The organism is Vibrio sp. CB1-5 (assembly GCF_059412285.1).
In genome coordinates this window covers 1-22,078 of the sequence record NZ_JBJHPB010000014.1, presented here as the reverse complement: position 1 = coordinate 22,078, position 22,078 = coordinate 1, and the positions used below count along the sequence as shown (strand labels likewise).

Genomic DNA, 22,078 nt, shown 5'->3' with positions numbered 1-22,078 from the left:
CCAGGTAGCATATTCACGCAGAGTTATCGGCTAATTTTCAAACGATATCAATTTATGATGCTAGCGCTAATGCAGTGCCCAAAAGACACTATACGTCACTGTCTTTCGAAGTTGGTTCTTGGTTCACCATGCGTTTGTTGGCAACTCGGCGATCAAAATCAGAAATACGAGCTAAGAACTGAGTCTTCTCCTCTTGTGAAATAGACGTCGCCAACGGAAGGTCTGCCGTTAGGGGGTTCACTGCACGGTTACGCACCAAGACTTCAAAGTGCAAGTGTGGGCCCGTCAGTCGACCTGTTGCCCCTGCGAGCGCAATCTTCTGGCCACGTTTCACTTGTTGTCCTTGCCTTACCAAAAACTTCGACAAATGTAAGTAGCGCGTTTTATACACATTATTATGCTCAATGACCAAATACTTACCAGCGTAAGGGTGGTTGCGGATAGCCGTCACCTTACCATCACCAATTGAATAAACCGGAGCACCTACTGGCGTTGCGAAGTCGGTGCCGTTATGTGGAGAAATGCGTCCCGTTACCGGGTGCTTGCGTTTAGGGTTAAAGTACGAGGTTACTCGGCGATAGGCTTTGTCTATAGGGAAACGGTCAAAAGCTTGTTCTAAACTATTTCCTTCACGGTCATAGAAGCGACCATCCTCAGCCAAAAATGCAGCGACCTCTCGATTACCAATTGTAATTGAGATTCCCTGAACTTCAGCGTTACCAGTTGGGTGATTACCCAAGTATTGATGGTTTACCAATATTTCGAAACGGTCTCCAGCGCGCAGCTCTCTGGCAAAATTTACTTTATCCTTCAGTACTTGTGTAATGTTGGCAATCTGTCCTGTTGAAAGACCAGATCGATACGCGGAGGTTGAAAAACTACCGTGAATCGTGCCTGAATATAGCGCTTCCCTCCACTCCCCCTTTTCTTCTTCAAAACGATACTCAAACGAGCCATCCGAATCTTTTGTATAGATAGCGCGCTCGACCAAACTCTCGTGGAAAATCATCGACTGCAGTTGCTTTGATTCTGAGTCGATGACCAGCTCAAGATGATCACCGGGTTTGATTGTGTCGAGTTTGAGTACGTTTAAATCAGCCTCTAGTACATGCTGAAGCGTCGAGTAGCCAAGGTTCCATGATGAGAAAATAGTACTTAAAGTATCCCCGACTTTAACAAAGTAGTGAACTCGGATTGAATGGTCTTTTTGCTGCTCTAGATTTACAGCAGGATTTGAAGCAGCCTCACCTTTGTAAGGAGTCACCTTTATTTTAACAGACTCCAGTGTCGGTTCGGGCAGAAAGCTGATTAAAGAAGCAGTAGAGAGAGCGATAACAGCGGTAGTCATCAAGACAGGACGAAGAAGCTTCATAGTGGTGAATCGAAAAACAAACAATTGTTATGTTATAACACCTTTCATTATGTAAAGAAAACACCAGTATTGTCGAACTTTGTATCAAACGATGAGTCCGAACCTACGCCATCATATTATGAAACCAACACATAAAAGAAAAACGCCACAAAATCTTTCAATTTTATGGCGTTTCGTGGTTCAAAGTATCAGGAGGGTCTATGGCACACCATGACCTTTAGATGCAACCCAAACGCGGTACCACTGTTCTCGCGTCAACTCAATGTCTAGCGCAGAAATAGCCGCTTTCACGCGATCAATTTTACCAGAGCCGATGATAGGCAATGGCTTTGATGGCAGACGCATAACCCAAGCGTAAATAACTTGGTCGATACTCGCAGCGCCCACTTCAGCACGAATCGCTTCAAGCTCATTGCGAACACGCTGAGCTTGCTCTGATTGCCCATTAAAGATTTCACCACCAGCGAGCGTAGACCACGCCATTGGCTTCACACGCAGTTGCTGCAGTTGATCTAGGGTACCATCGTGAGCAACCTCAAAGTTAAGCGGGTTGATCTCAACTTGGTTAGTCACCAGTGATTTGCTCAATCGCGATTGCAATAACTCATATTGACGAGGTGTAAAGTTAGACACACCAAAGTGTTTCACTTTACCGATTTTATAGAGTTCATTGAACGCGTCAGCAACTTCATCCGCGTCCATCAGAACATCAGGACGGTGGATAAGCAGAACGTCTAGTTCGTTCACACCCAATCTTTGTAGAGAGTTGTCTACAGACTCATAAATGTGCTTCGCGCTGGTGTCGTAGTGATTGATCTTACGATCGGAAAACTTATCGCTACACAGCTTGATATCGCATTTTGAAACGATTTGGATTTGCTCACGGACTGATGGATCCAGTGCCAACGCTTCACCAAATAGTGTCTCACACTCATAGTTGCCATAAATATCGGCGTGATCAACGGTCGTCACACCCAGTTCGATATGCTGCTTTAGGAAAGTTAAACGCTCTTGCGGTGTCATTCCCCAATCAGCCAAACGCCAATACCCCTGAACCAACTCGGAAAATTCCGGCCCATTTGGCGCCATCGTCACTTTAGAAACCATGGGTTATCTCCTTATTTAAATCTGCCCACATCCTAAGCTTGTTTACCAAGGCTCACAACGGGTAAACTTCGAAAAAACGAACTGGGGTACGAAGTTGTGAGCTTTGCTGAAAGACTTAAAGAATTGATTGGACAAGAAAGCGTCAGTGGCTTCGCTCGCCGTGTTGAACTCTCTGAAGCACTGATACGCAAATATCTCAAAGGCAGTGAACCAAGCTTAGCAAAAGCCAATCAAATCGCTATGAAAGCCAACTGCTCACTTGAGTGGCTCGCCACTGGCTGCGGCTATTTATACCGCCAAGCAGAAGTGGTTGATATGCCTGCCTACCAACTCGCCCATGAAACCGTACTAGGTAATAAACTCGCTGACAGTGACACCCTTACCCACCGCAAACTCATCATCGCGTATCAATACTTACGCGCTACTAAGAAAAGTGATGGGCATTTAGATGCTCAAGGTATGAAAAGGTTGCTTGCTAGCATCACTAACTAATAAATCACTCACTAAAAACCTCAGAGCATTTACACTAACTCAAACCCGCGCAACAAAATCGCAACATCCATCTGTGACACATAGATTACACCGCCCCATGCATTCGTTTTGCATATGGTTCAACATTCACTCCTTTGATAAATGTGACCAAGATTAAACACATGTTTGAATAAAATATCTTACACTAATATCAACAAACAGATTCATTAAGAGCGAAGAGATATTCTCCAAAGCGAATATAACCAACTCTCCAATAACGTCCCCCAATAGTGGTATTCGAAAATAGAAATGTTTTTGAAGGGGGTAATTATATCCGAAAAACGGACTAAATATAAAAAGGAATACATATGAAAAGTCTATTTAAACTTTCTACTTTGGCAGTGAGTGTATTTGCTGCATCGCAAGTTTCTGCTATTGAGTTGTATAATGCTGAAGGTACTAGCGCAAACATGTACGGTGGCATTGCCGCACAAGTCAGCGCATATGATTATGACGAATCAACAATTATCGGCAATGACGCGGGCTTTGCTTATAACTCAGACCAAACTCACATTGAAGATCCAGGCTCATGGTTTGGTTTTGATATCAAACACCAAATGGGCAAAGTGTATGGTCTTGCTAAAATTGAGTGGGATGTAGACTTTTCAACATCGACAGACCTTGATAGTCGCCGTGCGCTTACAGCGCGTCAGACATTTGCAGGTTTCGGTCACGATGATTTTGGTGCAATTACTATTGGTCGCCAAGAAAGCCCGTACATGAAAACGGACAAGGGCTACTACGCATACTGGGTAGGTGGTCTTAACATGATGCAATCGGACGAACTTGGAAGTCGCCGCTCTCAAAACACAGTAGTTTGGCAGAATGATTTTGATAACCTTTACGTAGGTCTTCAATATCAAGCTCGCCGCAGTGTAGATGACCTAATTACCTTTGGTGGTAACGGCCTGAACTTTGGTTCGCTTCTTGAAGTGGACGGCGATCCTGTAACAATCAAGGGTGGCTATGGAGCGGCTATTGCCTATACTGTTGAGCAAACTGGTACATACCTAGCTGCTGCTTACAACCAAGCTAACGATATCAACGGTAAATTTAATGACCTATTGGGCGATCTGTCTACTACAACTGCGACTGATGCTGACGTAAAACAATACGCATTAGCAATAGAACAGCATTTACTAGATGGTGCGCTATCACTTTCTGCTCGCTATGAAGAGTTCACGGCAAAAGACGATTTAAACGAGTTTGATACGAAAACAACCACGTTTGGCCTAGGTGCAAACATGTACTTGTCTGAAACAGTTCGTATTTACGGTGGCTATGAAGTGGCTGAAGAGAAAGATGAAAAACTTGGTCGTACTAAGACTGAAATGACATCGTTTAACCTTGGTGCCGCCTATGCCCCTGTTCCTTGGGGTGAAGTGTACCTAGAGAGCTACACAGACGATCTTAAATTGAATGATGGTCTGAATTTCAATGACTTTACTTCTGTAGGCGTTGAATCCAAAGGCACTCACTTCTTCCTAGGTGCTGCAGTATTCTTCTAAAGCAATCTTGAGTTAGACACTAACTAGTAAATTTCCTTTAAAGCCCTTTGTACATTTCTGTACAGAGGGCTTTTGTTTATCCCTAATCACTTCTCTCAACAACTCACTCAACAGAGAAGCTTTCAGCTCAACAAACGAGCACACATTATCCCTCAATTACCAATCATACAAATATCTAATAGTTCAGACCGCAAACCATCTATAAGCCCAACAAATAAAAATTAATAAAAATATAAATTGTGATTTTAGCCCGATATTCATCACCATTTTATCCATAGAATCCACATCAAAATAATCTGAGAAGGAAGCAATTCAGCACAAACCAAGAATAGACACCAATAATAGACCTCATTCATTAACAACGTACTACCCATAAGTAACCCAACCAACAAACTACCACTAGAACGAATACATATGAACAGACATTGCATTAGACTTTTAACGTTTTCATTTACTTTGACGTGTTTTCCTGCCCTTGCCGCTGTCGAACTGTATAACCAAGAAGGTACAGAGCTTTCCGTTTACGGCGCTATTGCCGCGCAAGTAAGCCAATATGATTATGAGCAATCCTCTGCTATGGGAAGCCCTGAAGGCTACAACTACAACAGTGATGTTGTTCACATAGAGGATCCCGGTTCTTACATCGGTCTCGATCTCTCTCACCAAGTCGGGTCGATGCGTGGACTTGTAAAACTCGAATGGGATGTAAACTTCGGCACACAGTCCGATACATCTGACGAGGCACTGCAACAACGCCAAACCTACGTTGGTTTTGCGCATGACGATTACGGCCAAGTGACAATCGGTAGACAAGAAAGCCCCTACATGAAAACCGATAAAGGCTATTACGCGTACTGGGCGGGCGGACTGAACATGATGCAATCAGACGAGCTTGGAAGTCGTCGCACTGCCAATACCGTGGTTTGGTCAAAACAGACCGATAACTTTTATTTAGGGCTTCAATACCAGGCAAGTCGAAATGTTGAACAAATTTCTTTCGGGAACGGACTCAACTTTGGTTCCGTATTTCAACCTACTGAAGATACACCTACTATTTCTATCGACAACGGCTTGGGCATTGCCGCTACCTACACATTCGATTTTGGTACCTATGTGGCCATAGCCTATAACCAAGCGAATAATATCAATGGCAAATTCATCGACTTACTGGGTATCCCCGATTCATCAGTTAGCCTGGTCGCAAACGATGCTAAGGTAAAACAGTATGCATTTGCACTTGAACACCACTTTTTTAACGGCCAACTTTCTATATCGGGACGTTATGAGCGCTTTGACGCGCAAGATGGCGCCAGTACCTCAAGTTTCGATGGTACTACCGACAATATTGGAGTTGGTGCCAACTGGTTTATTACCGATGCTGTGCGAGTTTACAGCAGCTACGAGTGGGCCCTAGATAAAAACAATCTAACACAAACCACTAATACTAAAGTAAGCATGATAAATGTCGGCGCAGCATGGGCTCCTGTTCCTTGGGGAGAGCTGTACATGGAAGCTTATCACGACGATGTCACGCTGAATCAAACGTTAAATTGGCAATCAGGTATCGCTCCGTCCGATTTCCGAGGTAAAGCGACTCACATCTTCCTCGGTGCTGCTGTATTGTTTTAGATTCGTTGATTTTATAACTAACACACTGTTAAAGAGGTGCTTGATCATCCGTTCAGGCACCTTTTGTTGGTAATGTCGCTTCTAAAATACGAACAATGAATGGTAAATTTGCTCATAGAGCTTACAATGCATCACCCAATACACTGTTAGATGACTTACCATGATTCCTGATTACACTTTCGATACCCTCAACACTATGCCACGCCAAGAGCTAGAAGAGTTCGCTGCGCGTATGATCAGCCGCATGGTACCTGAGGATGTAATGACTGAGCTGTTCACCTTCGATCAGGAAGAAGTGGATAACGAAGAACGCATGCTAGCAACACAGCTTGACGCTATCTTAAGAATGACGGCAATTGCACTTTGTGAAATCCAACAAGCATTCGACGATTCTGAGAACGCGAATCAGAACAGTGAACGCATGACCCGTCTTGTTCTCTGGCACTTTTATGCGGTCTCTTTTAACCTAGAGAAAGTCATCCCATTGCAAACTCACTGCAATCACGTCGAAGTATTACTTAATAACAGACCAACAGACGTACTGGGCTGGGTGAAGACGTTAAATGACCTGTTGCACTCTTATGCCGAGATCAACACTGCGGAGTAATTCGCTATTATTCAAAAAGTTATGTCGCTGATGATGGCATCAGTGACATTGCGAATTCTCTCATATGACGAGCATTGTCGGCGCTCTCAGCATCACCACATGCCTTGCCAGAAAGCTTCTTTCGCTTGGTTGGGACTATAAATCGATCTTTAATCGATGGTTTTGTTCAAAGACGCCTAGTTTGGTTAAGAATGTCTAAAAGTATTCTATTACGCTTGCTTAGCAAGATTTTAAGCAAAAAAAGAGCCGCGAATCAGCGACTCTTCAGAGATATCTCACTAAGAGTAGTTGTTTGTTGAAACAACCATAAGCTGATATTTTTGATTTACCTATAATCAGCAAGTTACGTGAAAAACAACCATATGTTGATATCAAGCAAAACAACCATAAGCTGATAATTTTGTGAATCGACAAATTTAGCCCAGAACTAACGGTAAGAAAGTTACTTTCTTTATGTATTCTGGCGAAAACACTTCGTTACTCCTCATTCGCAGATCTACATCCTTTGCCTAATCACAAACAAGAAACCCGGTACAAAAAGTTCTCATCAAACAGAGTTTTTATCACAAAGAGTTTTCATCTACTTCTAAGAAGCTTTTGGACATTAGTAGCACATTTGCCGAATTTGTCGTCATTCCGCACTCGATGCGGAATCTACTGAACGCGCACACCTAGAGTTAAAAATTGGTTATCGGTGATCACATTTTATTCCCTAACAGGTGTAACTCATATTTGGACAAAAACGTTTTATATTTTTTTGCTAAATTAGTAAATTACGGATTATCTTTAGTATCGAAAACTCAGATAACATTCACTGCTGGCAAACTATCTGGCCTGATCCCCCCGACTAGGGGACTTAACTCTCTTCCATTGACTACAGGTTGCATTCATTTAGTACTGCTCAAGCTCGTATTGATTGCCATCATGTAGGTCAAACTCACTCAAAATATAAATCAATGCTCATAGAAAAGCCCCCCCTAGGCACTCTCTATTAAATCTAGTAGGTGCTGGAAACGTCGGTCTTTAACTAGCTCAGGCTTGGCTTGCTCTATTAGATCAAGCACCTCCTCTAGATTGACTGGTAAACCAGTAGTGGTATCTGGCGTTACCAGATAACACAGCTCTAGAATCTCATCTGGGTACACTGACGCGATGGGCTTTGTTTCTTCGTACTCGTAAGTTAACTGTTGCATCCAATATGGATCAAGTTGCACTGGAGCTAAGCACCATTTGGCGCACTTAAGGAGCTCTGGCAATGCTTCCTTTGAGTGAGTTAAAAGACTAATCCATGCTTGAATTTCAGCCTTTGTGCGCAGTTTCTTTTCTCTAGGCCAGACACTATTGATAAATGGAATAACCCGCTCTTTCCATTTTCCACCATCTCTCCTTCCCGCAACACCTAGGTAGTGAATAGCGTCACTTCTCTGCGTGTTCTTCATGCTTCGAATGCTATTCTTGAAATCCTGAGCGACCAAAGAGGCTGGAATGTCTTCATGCGGCATTCCCAGCTCTACGATTATTTGAGCTGCCACCTTCCTTTCTCCCTCACCCCATGACCACTTATAAAGGACAGGGAATAAGTGCTTCAGGTGCTCTTGAATATGTGTAAGTAGTGGCAAGTACGGCACCTTGCTATTTGAAATAAATCCATTCCATGCTGGCTCAGAGCTTTCATGTTTAAAGTCAAACCAAGGAATTACATTGTTGACTGTCCAGTCTGAATCCAACCAAAGCATCCACTCGGCAAATTTCGAGAAAATTATGATCGCATGATCTTGTCCCTCTCCGCCCAAAGACGTTAGCTTATCAAACCTGCTTTTAATGAAGTCAGGAACACCCTCTCCCTTCTCTAAGTTCATAGCCTGCAATTGCTTAAAGAGACACCCAGTCAACTTACCCGCAGGCCCATTAATGGCGTGACCATACGTTCTACGAGATAAATTTAAACTTCTACCCCCTCTGGTGGTATTGACTATAGAGCTCTTAGCCACGTCTTCTTCAGATTGCCAAATCGCATCAGTGAATTTATCAAATACAAACCATAAAGCCTCTTCGTTATCTTTTAGCATCGTGACAAAGAAATTATCGAACCACAAGCTTAAGGTATGACTAATTTCTAACATTACATCTTGAGGTAATAAGCCAACTCGACGAAGGAGTACTCGATGAGTTATAGAGTCATCTATCTCAGGCCAATCCTGTAGGAGCTGCTTCCAGTAGCCAATTGGATACTCACCTTTTTTTTCTAGATATAAGAGTGCAGCGAGTGCCTTTCTTGGCTCCTGTTTAACTAGACCAGTAAATGGAACCTTATTAACGAAACTACCGAACTCTCTTGGTTCAATTGCATCGATAGCTGCAATTATTTTGTGAGCAGGAAGTCCTCTAATTGGGTCAATTGATTCATCTTGTGAAATACTGCTAACTTGCATTCTTCTTGGTTCAGCAAGGCTCTTAACGCGCGCATCAGTAACTTGGTTAAGTGCAGGCACTACAGTGTCGTAAGTGTCCAGAAGATTGGCAGGGATCACCTCTCGCTGAATATCTATCCATTTTAAATATTCAGCGACAGAATCAGCCCTGTACATTGGATATTCAGACTCCGACCAATACTCGGATTTCTCTGGCCCCTCAAGCAGCTGGCCAATAACGTCCTCTCTCTCAATGGTAGATAGTTCACCCCACCTACCTTTAATCAAGTAAAGTAGTTCCTGCCTATTTTTATCACTCCAAAACAATGCTCTTTCTAGATTGCAAATAGCTTCAGCTACCTCGCTTGAAGAAAACAAAGCCCTAAAATTCAGCGCATAAAGCTTAAGCTTTAGGAACTGAAGTCCATCATCAAAACGCCACCCACTTGCCATTATGCGCGCTTCATCTGGCGATGATTTAGCAAGGTCATCGAACACCAGTCGAAACAAGTTAAATTCCTGATTATCTTCTTCGGAAACAACGTCTGGATAACATGATGGTGGGTAGAACATCACACTACCTATCCTTTCGTGTTGCCTGCCCGATAACCTCAAATGCTCCTCTAAAATTCTCGCAAGTTTGAGTAGATTTTTTTCTTTAGGGAGGTCAATTTTTGTTAAGTCCCTGAATGGGCTTTTAACCTCCCAGTTTCCAAGGTGATGTAACTCAACATTGTCCCACTCAGACCTAGGAGGAATAGCCCCATTAATCCCTGTGGCGGGCGAATAACGAAGATAGGGAGCCATTTCAGTACTCACAAACACGAGGACTTCTTCAGTCCAACCTTGCGTTTTAAGTAAGTCCAGTAGCGTATAATACGGGCGGTAATAATAAGGCGCAGTATGTTGCTTTACTCCTTCAAAGATGAGAGCCCAAGCTTTAAAGCAATTAGGGTGAATATCTTTTCTTTGCACGAGCCCCTTAAGCTCTGCCTCTAGAGTTGGGTGTAAACCAAGCTTCTTGACCGCCCACCATGCGACCACTGGACTATCGTGAATCCTTCGAATCCAACGGGATAAGTTAGCCAACCTTGATGGCAATCCAGTCCAGTTACTCCCCAAGCGGCAGTCTAGAGCATTAGAGTGACCATCTCCCCATGAGCCAGTCAACAAGTCTTCATACATGACAACTGGACTATCGTCATTATCGTCACCTTCTAATCCCTGCTTATTATCAGTTCGCTTAGGGTCTGAATCCAAACCGTAAGCATCTAGTGGGTCAAATTGAGTATTGTTAAAATAGTCCTTAGCTGCACTGCCAGCTCTCACTCCCGCATCAAAAACACACAGCCATTCTGCATGTAGTGGCGGCTCTGCATTTGCAAATGCCCTTGCACCTGCGTTGCTTCTTACAAGGTGTGCAACCATACCACGCTCATGAGGCTCTAGGTCTGAAGGGTTCTTTTGAGCCATTTTCAACACTTTGCTCCGCCAAGCTCTATGATCTTTAGCTCGTTCAGCCCACGCCTCGAGAGTTGACCATAATACAGGATGGTCTGAATAGGCTATTGCATTGACACCTCTGTCACGCCACTTAACTTCAATGTCTTCTGGCTCGCCCTTGTCGAAAGCGTATATCTTTGTACGGTCATACTGACCATCATGATTTAATCCTTGAAGTAGATATTTGACCTGTGGGTCTTCTGCTTGATAGCCAACCAGAACCACTGTGTAGCTCTCTAATAACCTTAAAATAAAGTTGGTAGCCCAACCTTCAGATAGGTAAGCCCTGCCAAAATCAGCACTACTCAATATGTACGGGTGACGCCCCTCTCCTGTATTGTTTAATCGTCCATGCAGGTAAGTAATTCCCTCAAGTGATGCCCCAAGTTTTATGTCAGGAAATGCAGGTGGTTCATGACGAGGAAGACCTTTACCATCTCCTAACTCAAGTAATAAATCGAAGTTGGTAGTGACGATTTGTGGTTTTCCATCTGAGCTAGTAGATAGCTGTCGAATCAATCCGTGTTCATACCCAGCATCACCGTCAGGCTTAAACTCATTCAGCCTCTTGGCGACTAACTCGTTGACCTCTTCACGACCATATTCTTGATACAGCATATGGAAAATCTGGTCTAGCGGAACCTTGGGAGCATCTTCTTTTTCATTCTTATCAACCCATGGCTGGAAGGCTTTGTGCAGCTCAGAGCCCTCTGCTGGCTGATAAAAGTCAATCACATGTTGAGTCAGGTCAGCAAAGCCAGGAAGTCCTGACGAAAATGAAATACCCGCACCACACAGGAAAACAACTCTACCCTTATCTCTTCTTTCTAGAAGCACGTCAGGGATGTCAGGACTATCAAAATTAAAGCGCATAGCTGTCCTTTTGCGTTAATAAGACTTAGCAATCAATAATACAACCAGTTGCAACGCTTCACTTAACTATCAATCACATATTTCAAAACTCTGTGCTTTGGATCCGACTTCGTCACTATGCTCAAAAACTCGCTACGGTAAGACCTCAGTAGACAATACACAGATAAGAAAAAATAGGTCAAACCACCTGTAAGTGATTCATGAGATTGAGCATCACTGGCATGGAAAGGGGCATTTTCGTGTTTCATGCCCCGTCAGCAAGCCTCTGGACAAAAGTGTTTTAGGTGTGTCGTTCTACAACAGTACTACCAGATTAGAAAAAGTATCTTGAAACCTTAAAAGTTTGTATGGAGGGCAATTGAGCTTAAGAGATTACAATGCTCAGGTGGGTGAAACTTACGCGATGATAAAAGCGTTGAACAAGCTTACTGGGTTAGGTATGCCTGAAACTGATCGTATTGACTAAGAAACACCCGAAACGGGCGGCTCTGTCTCTATACTGAATTACGCAACAAAGCCAGGATCAGATCGCACGACTTGGAAAAGGTTCAACTGATTTAGGCAACAACACCTTTCGAAAGGAACTCATTGATGCACTGTAACTTGATCAATTTGTTTGGCTCCCCCATGAATTCATTAAGGCGGTAACAGTCCCTCTCCAAATCTTTGGAAAGCCGTTCTTCTTTCTACACACGAGGCAACACTGTAAACGCCCCATGAACCCAAACCCACGGGGCGTTTACTAAACAAAAGAGATCGACCCAACCTGGATTATTTTCGGCTGGAACTGATAAGTAAGGAGGCAAAAATTTTTTAGCTGTCAGGGTTGGGCTGAATGAGTAAAAATGAATGTTATATCGTTTCAGTTTCGATAATTTCATTCATTAAACGATCGATTCCAAAGACAACTTGTACACTTGCGTCTTCCATAGCTTTAACTGACGCTTTTACCCCCTCAACATCACCAGATGCTGCTTGATTCAGTGCTTTACGACCATTGTCATGCACCTCTTTATGAGGCTTTTCAAGCAATTGATAACTTCTCAGGTGGTTGTAAACTCTGCCATCTCCACGATAATACCATTGACCTAAGCGACACTCTGAATGAGTATTGAGCGTTTCGTTAAAGGTTCGACTTTGTAGCAAACGATAAATGTTAACTTTCCATAAAACGTGGTCTAGCTTCACTGAATCTAAGAAAGCGCGAGTGGAAGCAATATAAATAACTTGCTTCATATGTTCCGACTTTACAACGACTTCATTCACAATAGCGCTGATTTGAGCAGAAGATGCTGAAACTTCTTCTGCACAAACTTGGTTTTCATCAATAGAAGCTTTAATTGTACTTACTTGGATTAAAACTTGTTTTACCAAGGAATCAATTTTTTCACTGGCTTTGCTTGCCTTACCCGCAAGGGTCCTTACCTCATCTGCTACGACTGCAAACCCACGTCCAGCATCTCCTGCGCGTGCGGCCTCGATGGCAGCGTTTAATGCAAGCAAATTGGTTTGGTCAGAAATCTCTTGAATGGTATATACAAGGCTCGAAATAGCCCCTGCAGTGTGATCTAATATATTCACAGACTCAAAGCTTTGAGAAGCTTGAGTGCTGATACTAACAGCGCGATTGTCTAGACGGACTAATGCTTGGTGTGTTTGCTTAAACATATCATCCATTTGTTGACGTTCTAGGTTTTCACGAGCCATCGATCTAGCATTTTCAATCATTCCCGTTTGAATAGTTTTGAGCATATCTCCGCCTTTCAAACAATCAGATAGCATTTCATTGCTGTCTTGTTGCTCTTCCTGTACTGATTGAACGAGCTGTTGGGACTTTTGAAGCTGATTTTCGAGGGAGCTCACATCCGCATTGTATTTCTTTTTTAAATCTACTAACTCTTGTTTGAGTTGTTCATTTTCTAATTTAAATCGTTTAATTCCAAACATAAAATGCCTATCACAAGTAGGAAAGTTATTTGGGAAGGCAATTTAGCAGTTTTAGTATGAAGAACAATACCAAACCTTGATGCACAGAATTAATAGCATTCAAACATCCAATAAACCAAGAGTGAACAATTAAATTAAAGCGTATATTAATTATGCTTTTACATTATTTTTCAACAGGTTATAACAAGAAAGAAATGGAGTGTATTATCTAAATTTCGCCCTAGATGGATGTTATTCGATTTTCGACTAACTCTAAGTCGATCCTAATTCTATTAATGCTCAGGAAAAGTTCATAAATTAATCCCGTACCAATTATTAATCATAAATAAATCTTCGGAGATTAAATATGTTAAAGAAGAATAAATTGGCTCTGGCCTTAACGTTGACTCTTTCGTTAGGTGCTGCTTCATTAGCCGCTACCCCTGCAATCGCTGGCACGAACGCACAAGTATTTTCAACTGAAGTGACTCAAGATCAAGCACTTCAGATCGCTTCAGAAGCGTACGTTTACGCATACCCTATCGTTCTAATGGATGTGACTCGCGAGCAACAGCTCAACAAAGGCGTTCCTGTGAATGGTGGCTTTAAACACTTCCGCGCATACCCAGACGCATCGTTTAAAGAGGTAGTTCGACCTAACTTTGATACGCTGTACTCTGTTGGTTGGTATGACGTATCTGAAGAGCCTGTGATCATCTCTTCTGAAGATACTAACGGCCACTACCACCTTCTTCCTATGTACGACATGTGGACAGACATCTATGCTTCACCAGGTTCTCGTACATCAGGTACAGACGGTGGTGCATTTGCAATCGTTTCTGAAGATTGGGAAGGTGAACTTCCAGAAGGCGTAACACGCATCGTTTCTCCAACCACAATGAACTGGATGATCGCACGTACGGAAAGCGACGGTCGCGATTACGACAAAGTGGGTAAAATCCAAGACGGCTTTAAGATGACACCACTTTCAAAGTGGGGTACAGACTACGTAGCGCCAAAATCACCAATCGACCCTAGCATTGACATGAAAACGCCGCCACTACAGCAAGTTGCGCAAATGGATGCTAAAGAATTCTTCCAACGTGCTAGCGACCTAATCGTTAAGTACGGTGCTCATGCTACTGATGGCTCACAATTGATGCGTTTAGAACGTATCGGCTTCTCTGCAAACACTGGGTGGGATCTAGATAACCTCTCTAAGTCTGAACTCGCAACACTTGAAGCTGGTGCAGCAAAAGGTCAGCGCGACATTAAATCTTACGTGCCTAAGTTTGAGACGCCTCAAAACGGTTGGTTGATCCCATCAGACACCATGGGTGTTTACGGTAACCACTACATTCGACGTGCGATGATTGCGCTAATCGGCCTTGGTGCTAACCACCCAGAAGATGCCGTTTACCCATTGGCGATTGCGGATGCAGATGGCGACAAGATGGTGGCTGAACAGAACTATCAACTTCACTTTGAGAAAGATGAGCTGCCACCTGTAGGCGCGTTCTGGTCAGTAACCATGTACGACGAAGAAGGCTTTGCGGTTCATAACGAGCTTGACCGCTTTGCTATCGGTGATCGCAATGAACTGACTTACAACGATGACGGTTCTCTAACTCTGTACATGCAGCATGAGCGTCCATCTGCAGACAAAGTGTCTAACTGGCTTCCTTCTCCTGAGAAAGGGGCAATTGGCGTAACCATGCGTCTTTATGAGCCAGAGCAATCAATCCTAACAGGTGAATGGATTCCACCAGCGATTGAAAAGAATAAGTAAACGCGAGCCATAAGCCGTTCGAATTTTAATTAATAAGCCGATAACTGTCCATCGGCTTATTTTATTTCAGACACATGAATTGACTCACCATATTAAAGCTATATTGATGAGTTATTAGAGATAATATTATGAACATTAACAATGTAACGATTGCTGGCGCTGGACTTCTTGGTTCTCAGGTTGCTTGGCAGATCGCGTTTAGCGGTTTTGAAGTCACGGTTTATGATTATTTTGATAAGGGACTGGATAAGAGCAAAACACTCCATAAGGAGTACGCAGAGTTATTTGTTTCAACGCGTGGCGCCTCTCAAGAACAAGTTGATGAAGCACTTGCTCGGCTAAAATATACGTCTGATCTATCAGAGGCAGTGAAGGATGCAGATTTAATTAGTGAATCCATTCCAGAGTCTGTTGAAATTAAGCAGTCATTTTATAAAGAGCTGTCTAAGCTTGCCCCTCAGAAAACCATTTTCACTACGAATTCCTCAACCTTGGTTCCAAGCCAGATTGTCGATAGCATTGACCGCCCAAAAAAATTCCTAGCTTTACACTTCGGTAATACGGTATGGGACAGCCGTATCGGTGAGGTGATGGGGCACCCAACAACATGCCCTGAGGTATACAAAGTTATCTGTCAATTTAGCAAAGCAATGGGCATGGTGACTATTCCGCTGCATAAAGAACAGAGCGGATACATCATCAATGCTGTCATGATTCCGTGGATCAATGCTTCACTTGACTTAGTCGTGAACGGAGTGGCGGATTTTGAGAGCGTCGATAAAACCTGGATGCTGGCTCACAACGTTGAAAGAGGCCCGTTCGCCGTGATGGATATCGTTGGACTCTCTCTTGCTGCTGATATTAACAGGTTATGGGGAGAGCAACTCAACGACGAGGCTGCACTCGCTCGTGCAAAATACCTAGATGAAAACTATGTTAAGCAGAACAATTTAGGTGTTAAAGGAGATGAGGGTTTTTACACATACCCTAATCCTGCTTATAAGGACGCGGACTTTATTCGATAATCATTAGGGGTAAACTTCTGTACTGACGTTTATCCCTAAATGTATGCCTAAACGAGAAAACCATAAATTATCGGATGGATCAACTAAGTAATTAAACTGTCTTTAGGTATAAAGGGCAAAATATGAATATCATTAAGAAAATATTCACTGTCATCTCGACAATATTAATAATATTAACCAAATTCGTATTATTCATGATAGTCATGCTTGGTGGTGCGTATTTACTGGCTCCCATGGGGAGGGTTAACTCAAAAGACATTGAAATGTCACTTTTCACAAATACCCCCAATGAAACCATAATGCTACTACTCAATAGCGAGTACTTTAGTGGCTACCTCTTTGCTGTCACCATTACTTTTGTATGCTTTGTCGGTTACCTATTCTGGCAATTGCACGAAATTGCCGTGCACAAAGAGCAGAACAATAAGAGCATCCATATCCAATTGGTTTCCGCTCTCTCTTTATGTGGCTTGTTCATTCATAAAGCGTGGTGGGTTGTTGCCGTCATCATTGCATTTGCAAATTGGAAATATATCAGCGCCTCTTTGAGCCAGATAATTCGAAATGGGCTACGTACAAATGATGTGACATCAAATACAAACACGACAAAAAGTGAGGTCTCACAATGAAAGAAATTATGATCCCTTATATTTTGTTGATGTGGATACTTGTCTCAACAGGGGCTATTAGGTGGACATTAAAAAGCGCGTTTTGGATCATCTCGGGCGGTGCTTTCATCCTAGTATTTCTTGGCATTGTTTCAAGGCTCTGGGCTCCTGTCGACTTTTCTTACTCTTCAACGGTCAAAGCACCTCACTCGATTTTATCCCCTCTTATTGGCGAGCAAGTTGATCAAATTTACGTCGACCATAACCAAATGGTAAAAGCGGGTGATGTCATTTATACACTCGTTGATACCGACTCAGAGGCGATCATTGAGCAAACTAAATCGGCAATCGTTCAACAAAATGAACTCATTGCCCAAATGGAACGTGATATAGAGCGTAGTAAGCAATCTCCCTCTATTTTTAAGGCTCGTGATATTGAAGATTATCAATCTCAATTGAGGGTGTCAGAAGCAAAATTGACCTCACTTCACGCGGATTTAAAGCGAGCTCTATTCACTCAAGATCGTAAAACCGTGACAGCACCATTTGATGGTCAAGTATCGGTAGTCAACATCGCTAATGGCAGCCGTGTCGGTAACATGCACATTTATGATACTTCGCGAAAATTTATGGAGATGCGCATTCCCGATCAAACCTTCCGTTACGTAAAAACAGGACAGTTTGCTGAGTTTTATGTGGATGCGTACCCCGGTGAAGTCTTTCGAGCAAGAGTTCATAGCTTTACCGCCGGCACAGGTGAAGCCTCTGTGTCGCCGATTCAAGGCCCTCAGAGTGTTAGGCAGCATGTCGGTTCCAATACCAGTACTCATGGACGAACGATCATACTCGAAATATTTGAGCCAGAAGGGAAAGTCATCCCTATTGGGGCAACAGGTTCAGCATGGATAGCCGCGAGTAAGCCTCACCCTTTACTTGGTTTTATTGACGTAATAGGAGCAGCAACAGTTCGGCTTCATTCGTATAAGTCGTATCTAAACGCTCTGTAACCAACCCCATTTTAAGCGCTGATATCACTCGATACAGCGCTAAGTTACACCCAAATTTTGAGAAATTTATCCATGAGATATACATATTTAACTGCGCTTATTTCGGCGTTACTTTCCACGCATATCCATTCTGCCGCCTATGTGTTTCCTGAACTGGGCATGATGAGTGTCAGCACAGCAGGCGCAGGTGCACAAGCCATTGCCGAAGGTGCTGAAACGGCTTTTGCTAACCCAGCAAGCATGACTAACATTGAGCAAAGCACGATTGCATTTAACCTTGAAGGGGTTATTTCAGATATCAACTACACCGATACCGGCTCTACGGGGGCTTTTGCTGGTGGAGAGCACTATAGCGAAGCTGGAACGACTATGCCTGCGGGTTCTTTCTACTGGGTAACACCAGCCAATGATACGGTTTCCTTCGGTCTGGCCATTGCCGCTGCGGGTGGTTCAGCGCTTGATTACGGAAGTAACTTCTCGGGTGCTCAACTTGTCACCGATACTTCGTTAATGACCGTACAGATTAATCCAAGTCTTGCGTTCAAAATCGACGAGCAACTCTCCGTGGGTGTTGGCTTGATCAGTGAGTTTGGTAAAATCGAACAGAACATGACCTCTCGCAACAATGAGCGAAAGTTAACAGGCAGCGGAGAAAGTGTCGAGTTTGGCTATACCTTGAGTGCTTTTTACGAGCTCAATGAAGCCCATCGATTTGGCGCTTTTTATCGCTCTGAAATCAGTCATGATATGGATGGTGATTTTAAAGGCGATAACCTACTCAAGCCGGCATCTTTTAACATCGTCATGCCTAACATTATCAGTATCAGTGGTTATCATGCTCTGTCCACAAAAACGGCTGCCCTATGGAGCGCAAGTTGGAGCGATTTTAGCAAAATTAAAGAAACAACCATCACTTTGCCTAACACCAGTGCCGCGATTAACAGACAATGGGAAGATACCTACTCTTTGAGCCTTGGTATGCACTATAACCTTGAATCTCAATGGCGATTAGAGACGGGGGTCACTTATGAGAGCTCGCCACAAGATGATCCAACTTTACAGGCTCCTGATGTCCCGACCGGCGAAGTGTGGAAGTTTGGGGTTGGTACAAGCAAAGACATAACCACGGATTTACGCATGCAGTTATATTACGAGTACTATTACGGTGGTAGCTCAGACATCATTTATTCACTTGATGGGCCTGCAAATAGCCAATTAAAAGGTGAATATGATGCCGCGATTCATTACCTTGGTGTGCTGTTTAATTACAAAACTTAATCTAAGATATTGCCCATACTATAGAAAGTATTGCAGATAAAAATTAACGTATGAACGCCAATGTGGGTCAACTTGGCCCACATTGGCTTTATACTCAATAGGCCGGATTTTTTGTAGGTTTTTATGAATCTAAATAGATTAGAACAGTTGGAAATACATCATCTAAAAGTGTTTATCTCGTTGTATCAAATACGAAACACCACTAAAACCGCCGAAAGTTTAGGGTTGAGTCAATCGGCTATTAGCCGTACATTGAAAAAACTTCGAGACACCTTAGACGACCCTCTGTTTACTAAGACAAAATCTGGATTAGCCCCAACAGAGTATGCTGATCACCTTTACTCTCGAATGCCTAATGCACTTGAGGCTCTATTATTGACGTTCCAACCCCAAGAGTCTTTTAACCCTGCTCATTTGACTGAAGAGCTACGCATTGCCCTGCACCCTTCCGCGCTTGAACTCATTGGTACCGAGCTTTATACCAAAATAAAATCTGAAGCTCCTAATGTAAAACTCCGCCTCGACAATTGCGATTCAGGCACGATGAATGGCCTGCTCAATGGCAATATCCACATGTCACTGAATCATGAAATCCTAGACCAACCTAAAGAGATATACAGCAAGCAACTGTTTGTTGACGAGCTCTGCGTGTATGGACGAAAACAGCACCCGTTAGCCAATGGAGCCCACACGCCACAAGAGCTCGATCAGTTTGATCTTGCTGTCTGCATAGGGACTGAAGTTGAAAATGGGATGAAGATTAAATCGCAAGCTGAAATGATAACGGAGAGAGAATATGTTATCGATCTACGATGTGGCGACTTGCAAACGGCGGTGAATATCGTATCAACCTCAGACACGATTTTAGTCGGTTCAAAAATGTATCTTGCTCGCTATCCTGATCTTCTTCAAAGAATAGACCTGAGTTTCTCAAAAACGATTGAAGTCCCATTCTCTATTTCTGTGCTGCAAAAAAACCGCAATCATAGCCTGCATGTTTGGCTAAAAAACATGGTCTCAGAGCTGATTGCAGGAAAAGTCAAATGAACCTCATTCACGCTTAAATAAAGCTTCGAAACGGTAGAGTCGTACTATGGTTGATTTAAATTTACTCAAAACATTCTCTGCAATTTATAAAACGGGAAGTGTCCGAGGTGCGTCTGAAATAATGCACATTACTTCATCAGCGGTCAGTCATGCGCTCAGCAAATTACGAAATGAGTATAACAACCCGCTTTTCGTCAGAGAGGGAAGAGGGTTAAAGCCAACAACATACGCAGTGGAACTCTACAAAGAAGTATCACCACACCTCACAGCTCTTGAAGGAACCAAAAAAATATTTGAAGCATTTTACCCAGAGACAAGTGATAGAACCTTTTTTATCGCAGGAGATTCAGACCTCGACCTCTGGTATTTTCAAAAATTATTAAAAATCTCAAAGCGCGCAGCACCCAATGTGAATATCGTCAAGTATAGAAGTGAAAACCGCGAAGAAATTTTTAACAACGCATTAAGTATGCGTAAGGCTGATGTGCTTATTTCATTCGTCAACTCTGAAAATCGCTCTTTTGTTGTTGAACAAGTGGCGACAGATAAAATGGTTGCGATTGCCAACAAGGACCACCCTCGAGTCAATGGACATCTGACGCTTCAGACATTCCTTAATGAAGAACATGTTGGTTGGAGTCGACCAGATATTGATAGAAATACATTTGAGGAGCTTATTCAGGATAAAGTGCCTAATGTAAACGTGACATATGGTTCAACAGCTGCAATGAATCTTATTTTTATGGTTTCCGAAAGTGACTGGCTCAGTGTCATTCCTGAGTACCTGTATGATAAAACCAAGGAGCTAAACTTGGTTCAACGTTTTGACTTGCCGTTTAACTGTGATCTTCTCCCGCTTTATTTAATCAATCACAACGCAACGGAAAGAGATATGGGGGTCCAGTGGCTAAAGGAAGTGATCAGAGAGTCATTTGCCTAGATCTTTCAATGTTCACGGCAGAAAAGTGAATAACAAAGAAACGGTTTCGCTTACATGAAATTGACATGCAAGCGAAAATTTTCACCGTGATTAGAAACGGAAATCAAAGCCGATGGTACCCGTGGTCTCTTCAGATTTGAATGTTGAATTGTTAATCGCAGTATAGCCAGTCGGCTCAATTTCAATTACATCGTACTTTACTTCAAAGTAGATATTTAGAATGTTGTCACCCAACTTTGTCTTGATACCTTGTAACCACATTAAGTTAGCGACATTCATTTCAACACCATCAAACGAAGACCCAAGATTGGCGTTGATTACAGTATAGTGGTTAGCGTTCCATGGCTTTAAAGCATAGAAGTTCACAGACCCCATGTGAGCCGAGTCGTCATTGCCGATCACTTGTTCAATCAACGTTGCACTTGCTCCTCCAAGTCCTTCAAGGGTGCCGCAGGCATTCACAACAGAAGAGTTTGCGAAATTGCATGCTTCATTAGCCACTTTCGCTAAACCATCGGTATCGAAATCCACATAAGTGTAATTGACCGACGGAAAAAGCATTAAGTTATCGCCAGCATCCAACGGAAGCATGTAACCTGCCGAATAGAAGTCAATCGCATCGCTAATATGATTGTAGTCAATGTAAACACCACCAAATCGCTCATCAAAGTGTGCGGAACGAAGTCGGGCATTTTCTGAATCTGTGTAGTATTCAATTAAAACATTCGTTTGTGTCTGATAGTCAGTATCAAAAAGATTTGAACCACCTCCACCAACAGCCAGTTTTATCTCACCCTCATTTGAAGCCCCTATGCCTGTTTCGTGGATCCGCATCGTGAAACTCTTCTTCTGCCATTACTGTTGTGAGCTTACGGCAACATAGCTCAACTTAATCATTTAACTCTGATTTACTGAGT

General features: G+C 42.9%; 16 protein-coding genes and 1 pseudogene. 12 read left to right on the top strand and 5 right to left on the bottom strand.

Annotated features, from left to right (window positions below; translation table 11 throughout):
• Positions 1-88: 88 nt before the first annotated feature.
• Together ACJB0T_RS11640 and ACJB0T_RS11635 are read right to left on the bottom strand one after the other, a co-directional pair.
• A complete protein-coding gene (locus tag ACJB0T_RS11640; protein WP_479293598.1) occupies positions 89-1,372 on the bottom strand; it encodes a peptidoglycan DD-metalloendopeptidase family protein in 1,284 nt (427 codons plus the stop codon).
• 198 nt (positions 1,373-1,570) lie between these two features.
• The gene (locus ACJB0T_RS11635; RefSeq protein ID WP_479293600.1) at positions 1,571-2,479 is read right to left on the bottom strand and encodes an aldo/keto reductase; all 909 of its coding nucleotides are present in this window, start codon (positions 2,477-2,479) and stop codon (positions 1,571-1,573) included.
• A gap of 96 nt (positions 2,480-2,575) precedes the next feature.
• On the opposite strand from ACJB0T_RS11635, the gene ACJB0T_RS11630 reads away from it, so the two are divergent.
• The 4 genes from ACJB0T_RS11630 to ACJB0T_RS11615 all read left to right on the top strand — a co-directional run bounded on the left by ACJB0T_RS11630 (position 2,576) and on the right by ACJB0T_RS11615 (position 6,754).
• On the top strand, positions 2,576-2,971 hold the full coding sequence (locus tag ACJB0T_RS11630) for an XRE family transcriptional regulator (protein ID WP_479293602.1): 396 nt from the start codon (positions 2,576-2,578) through the stop codon (positions 2,969-2,971).
• Positions 2,972-3,318: 347 nt separating this feature from the next.
• On the top strand, positions 3,319-4,518 hold the full coding sequence (locus ACJB0T_RS11625) for a porin (RefSeq protein WP_479293605.1): 1,200 nt from the start codon (positions 3,319-3,321) through the stop codon (positions 4,516-4,518).
• 414 nt (positions 4,519-4,932) lie between these two features.
• The gene (locus ACJB0T_RS11620; protein ID WP_479293607.1) at positions 4,933-6,147 is read left to right on the top strand and encodes a porin; all 1,215 of its coding nucleotides are present in this window, start codon (positions 4,933-4,935) and stop codon (positions 6,145-6,147) included.
• A gap of 160 nt (positions 6,148-6,307) precedes the next feature.
• Positions 6,308-6,754, top strand: coding sequence for an exoribonuclease R (locus tag ACJB0T_RS11615; RefSeq protein WP_479293609.1), 447 nt, complete (start codon positions 6,308-6,310; stop codon positions 6,752-6,754).
• Between the two features lie 977 nt (positions 6,755-7,731).
• On the opposite strand, the gene ACJB0T_RS11610 is transcribed toward ACJB0T_RS11615, so the two are convergent.
• A complete protein-coding gene (locus ACJB0T_RS11610; RefSeq protein ID WP_479293611.1) occupies positions 7,732-11,541 on the bottom strand; it encodes an SIR2 family protein in 3,810 nt (1,269 codons plus the stop codon).
• A 334-nt stretch (positions 11,542-11,875) separates the two neighbouring features.
• Here ACJB0T_RS11610 and ACJB0T_RS11605 point away from each other — a divergent pair.
• Positions 11,876-12,007, top strand: a pseudogene (locus tag ACJB0T_RS11605) (IS5/IS1182 family transposase); the annotation flags it as partial.
• A 386-nt stretch (positions 12,008-12,393) separates the two neighbouring features.
• On the opposite strand, the gene ACJB0T_RS11600 reads toward ACJB0T_RS11605, so the two are convergent.
• On the bottom strand, positions 12,394-13,488 hold the full coding sequence (locus ACJB0T_RS11600; RefSeq protein WP_418642922.1) for a methyl-accepting chemotaxis protein: 1,095 nt from the start codon (positions 13,486-13,488) through the stop codon (positions 12,394-12,396).
• A gap of 346 nt (positions 13,489-13,834) precedes the next feature.
• Here ACJB0T_RS11600 and ACJB0T_RS11595 point away from each other — a divergent pair, with 346 nt between their 5' ends.
• The 7 genes from ACJB0T_RS11595 (at position 13,835) to ACJB0T_RS11565 (ending at position 21,161) form a co-directional block, all read left to right on the top strand.
• Complete coding sequence (locus tag ACJB0T_RS11595) at positions 13,835-15,256, top strand: DUF1254 domain-containing protein (RefSeq protein WP_418642921.1); 1,422 nt, start codon at positions 13,835-13,837, stop codon at positions 15,254-15,256.
• 128 nt (positions 15,257-15,384) lie between these two features.
• Positions 15,385-16,281, top strand: a complete 897-nt coding sequence (locus ACJB0T_RS11590) for a 3-hydroxyacyl-CoA dehydrogenase (protein WP_479293613.1) — start codon at positions 15,385-15,387, stop codon at positions 16,279-16,281.
• A 122-nt stretch (positions 16,282-16,403) separates the two neighbouring features.
• Positions 16,404-16,910, top strand: a complete 507-nt coding sequence (locus tag ACJB0T_RS11585) for a magnesium transporter (RefSeq protein WP_418642919.1) — start codon at positions 16,404-16,406, stop codon at positions 16,908-16,910.
• A complete protein-coding gene (locus ACJB0T_RS11580) occupies positions 16,907-17,896 on the top strand; it encodes an efflux RND transporter periplasmic adaptor subunit (RefSeq protein WP_418642918.1) in 990 nt (329 codons plus the stop codon). The genes ACJB0T_RS11585 and ACJB0T_RS11580 overlap by 4 nt, the downstream gene beginning before the upstream one ends.
• Positions 17,897-17,968: 72 nt before the next feature.
• Positions 17,969-19,174: an OmpP1/FadL family transporter gene (locus tag ACJB0T_RS11575; RefSeq protein ID WP_418642917.1), complete on the top strand. Its 1,206-nt coding sequence runs from the start codon at positions 17,969-17,971 to the stop codon at positions 19,172-19,174.
• Between the two features lie 123 nt (positions 19,175-19,297).
• Complete coding sequence (locus ACJB0T_RS11570; protein ID WP_418642916.1) at positions 19,298-20,221, top strand: LysR family transcriptional regulator; 924 nt, start codon at positions 19,298-19,300, stop codon at positions 20,219-20,221.
• Positions 20,222-20,267: 46 nt separating this feature from the next.
• The gene (locus ACJB0T_RS11565) at positions 20,268-21,161 is read left to right on the top strand and encodes a LysR family transcriptional regulator (protein WP_479293615.1); all 894 of its coding nucleotides are present in this window, start codon (positions 20,268-20,270) and stop codon (positions 21,159-21,161) included.
• A 90-nt stretch (positions 21,162-21,251) separates the two neighbouring features.
• Here ACJB0T_RS11565 and ACJB0T_RS11560 read toward each other — a convergent pair whose 3' ends face one another.
• Positions 21,252-21,995: a hypothetical protein gene (locus ACJB0T_RS11560; protein ID WP_429759026.1), complete on the bottom strand. Its 744-nt coding sequence runs from the start codon at positions 21,993-21,995 to the stop codon at positions 21,252-21,254.
• Between the last annotated feature and the right edge of the window lie 83 nt (positions 21,996-22,078).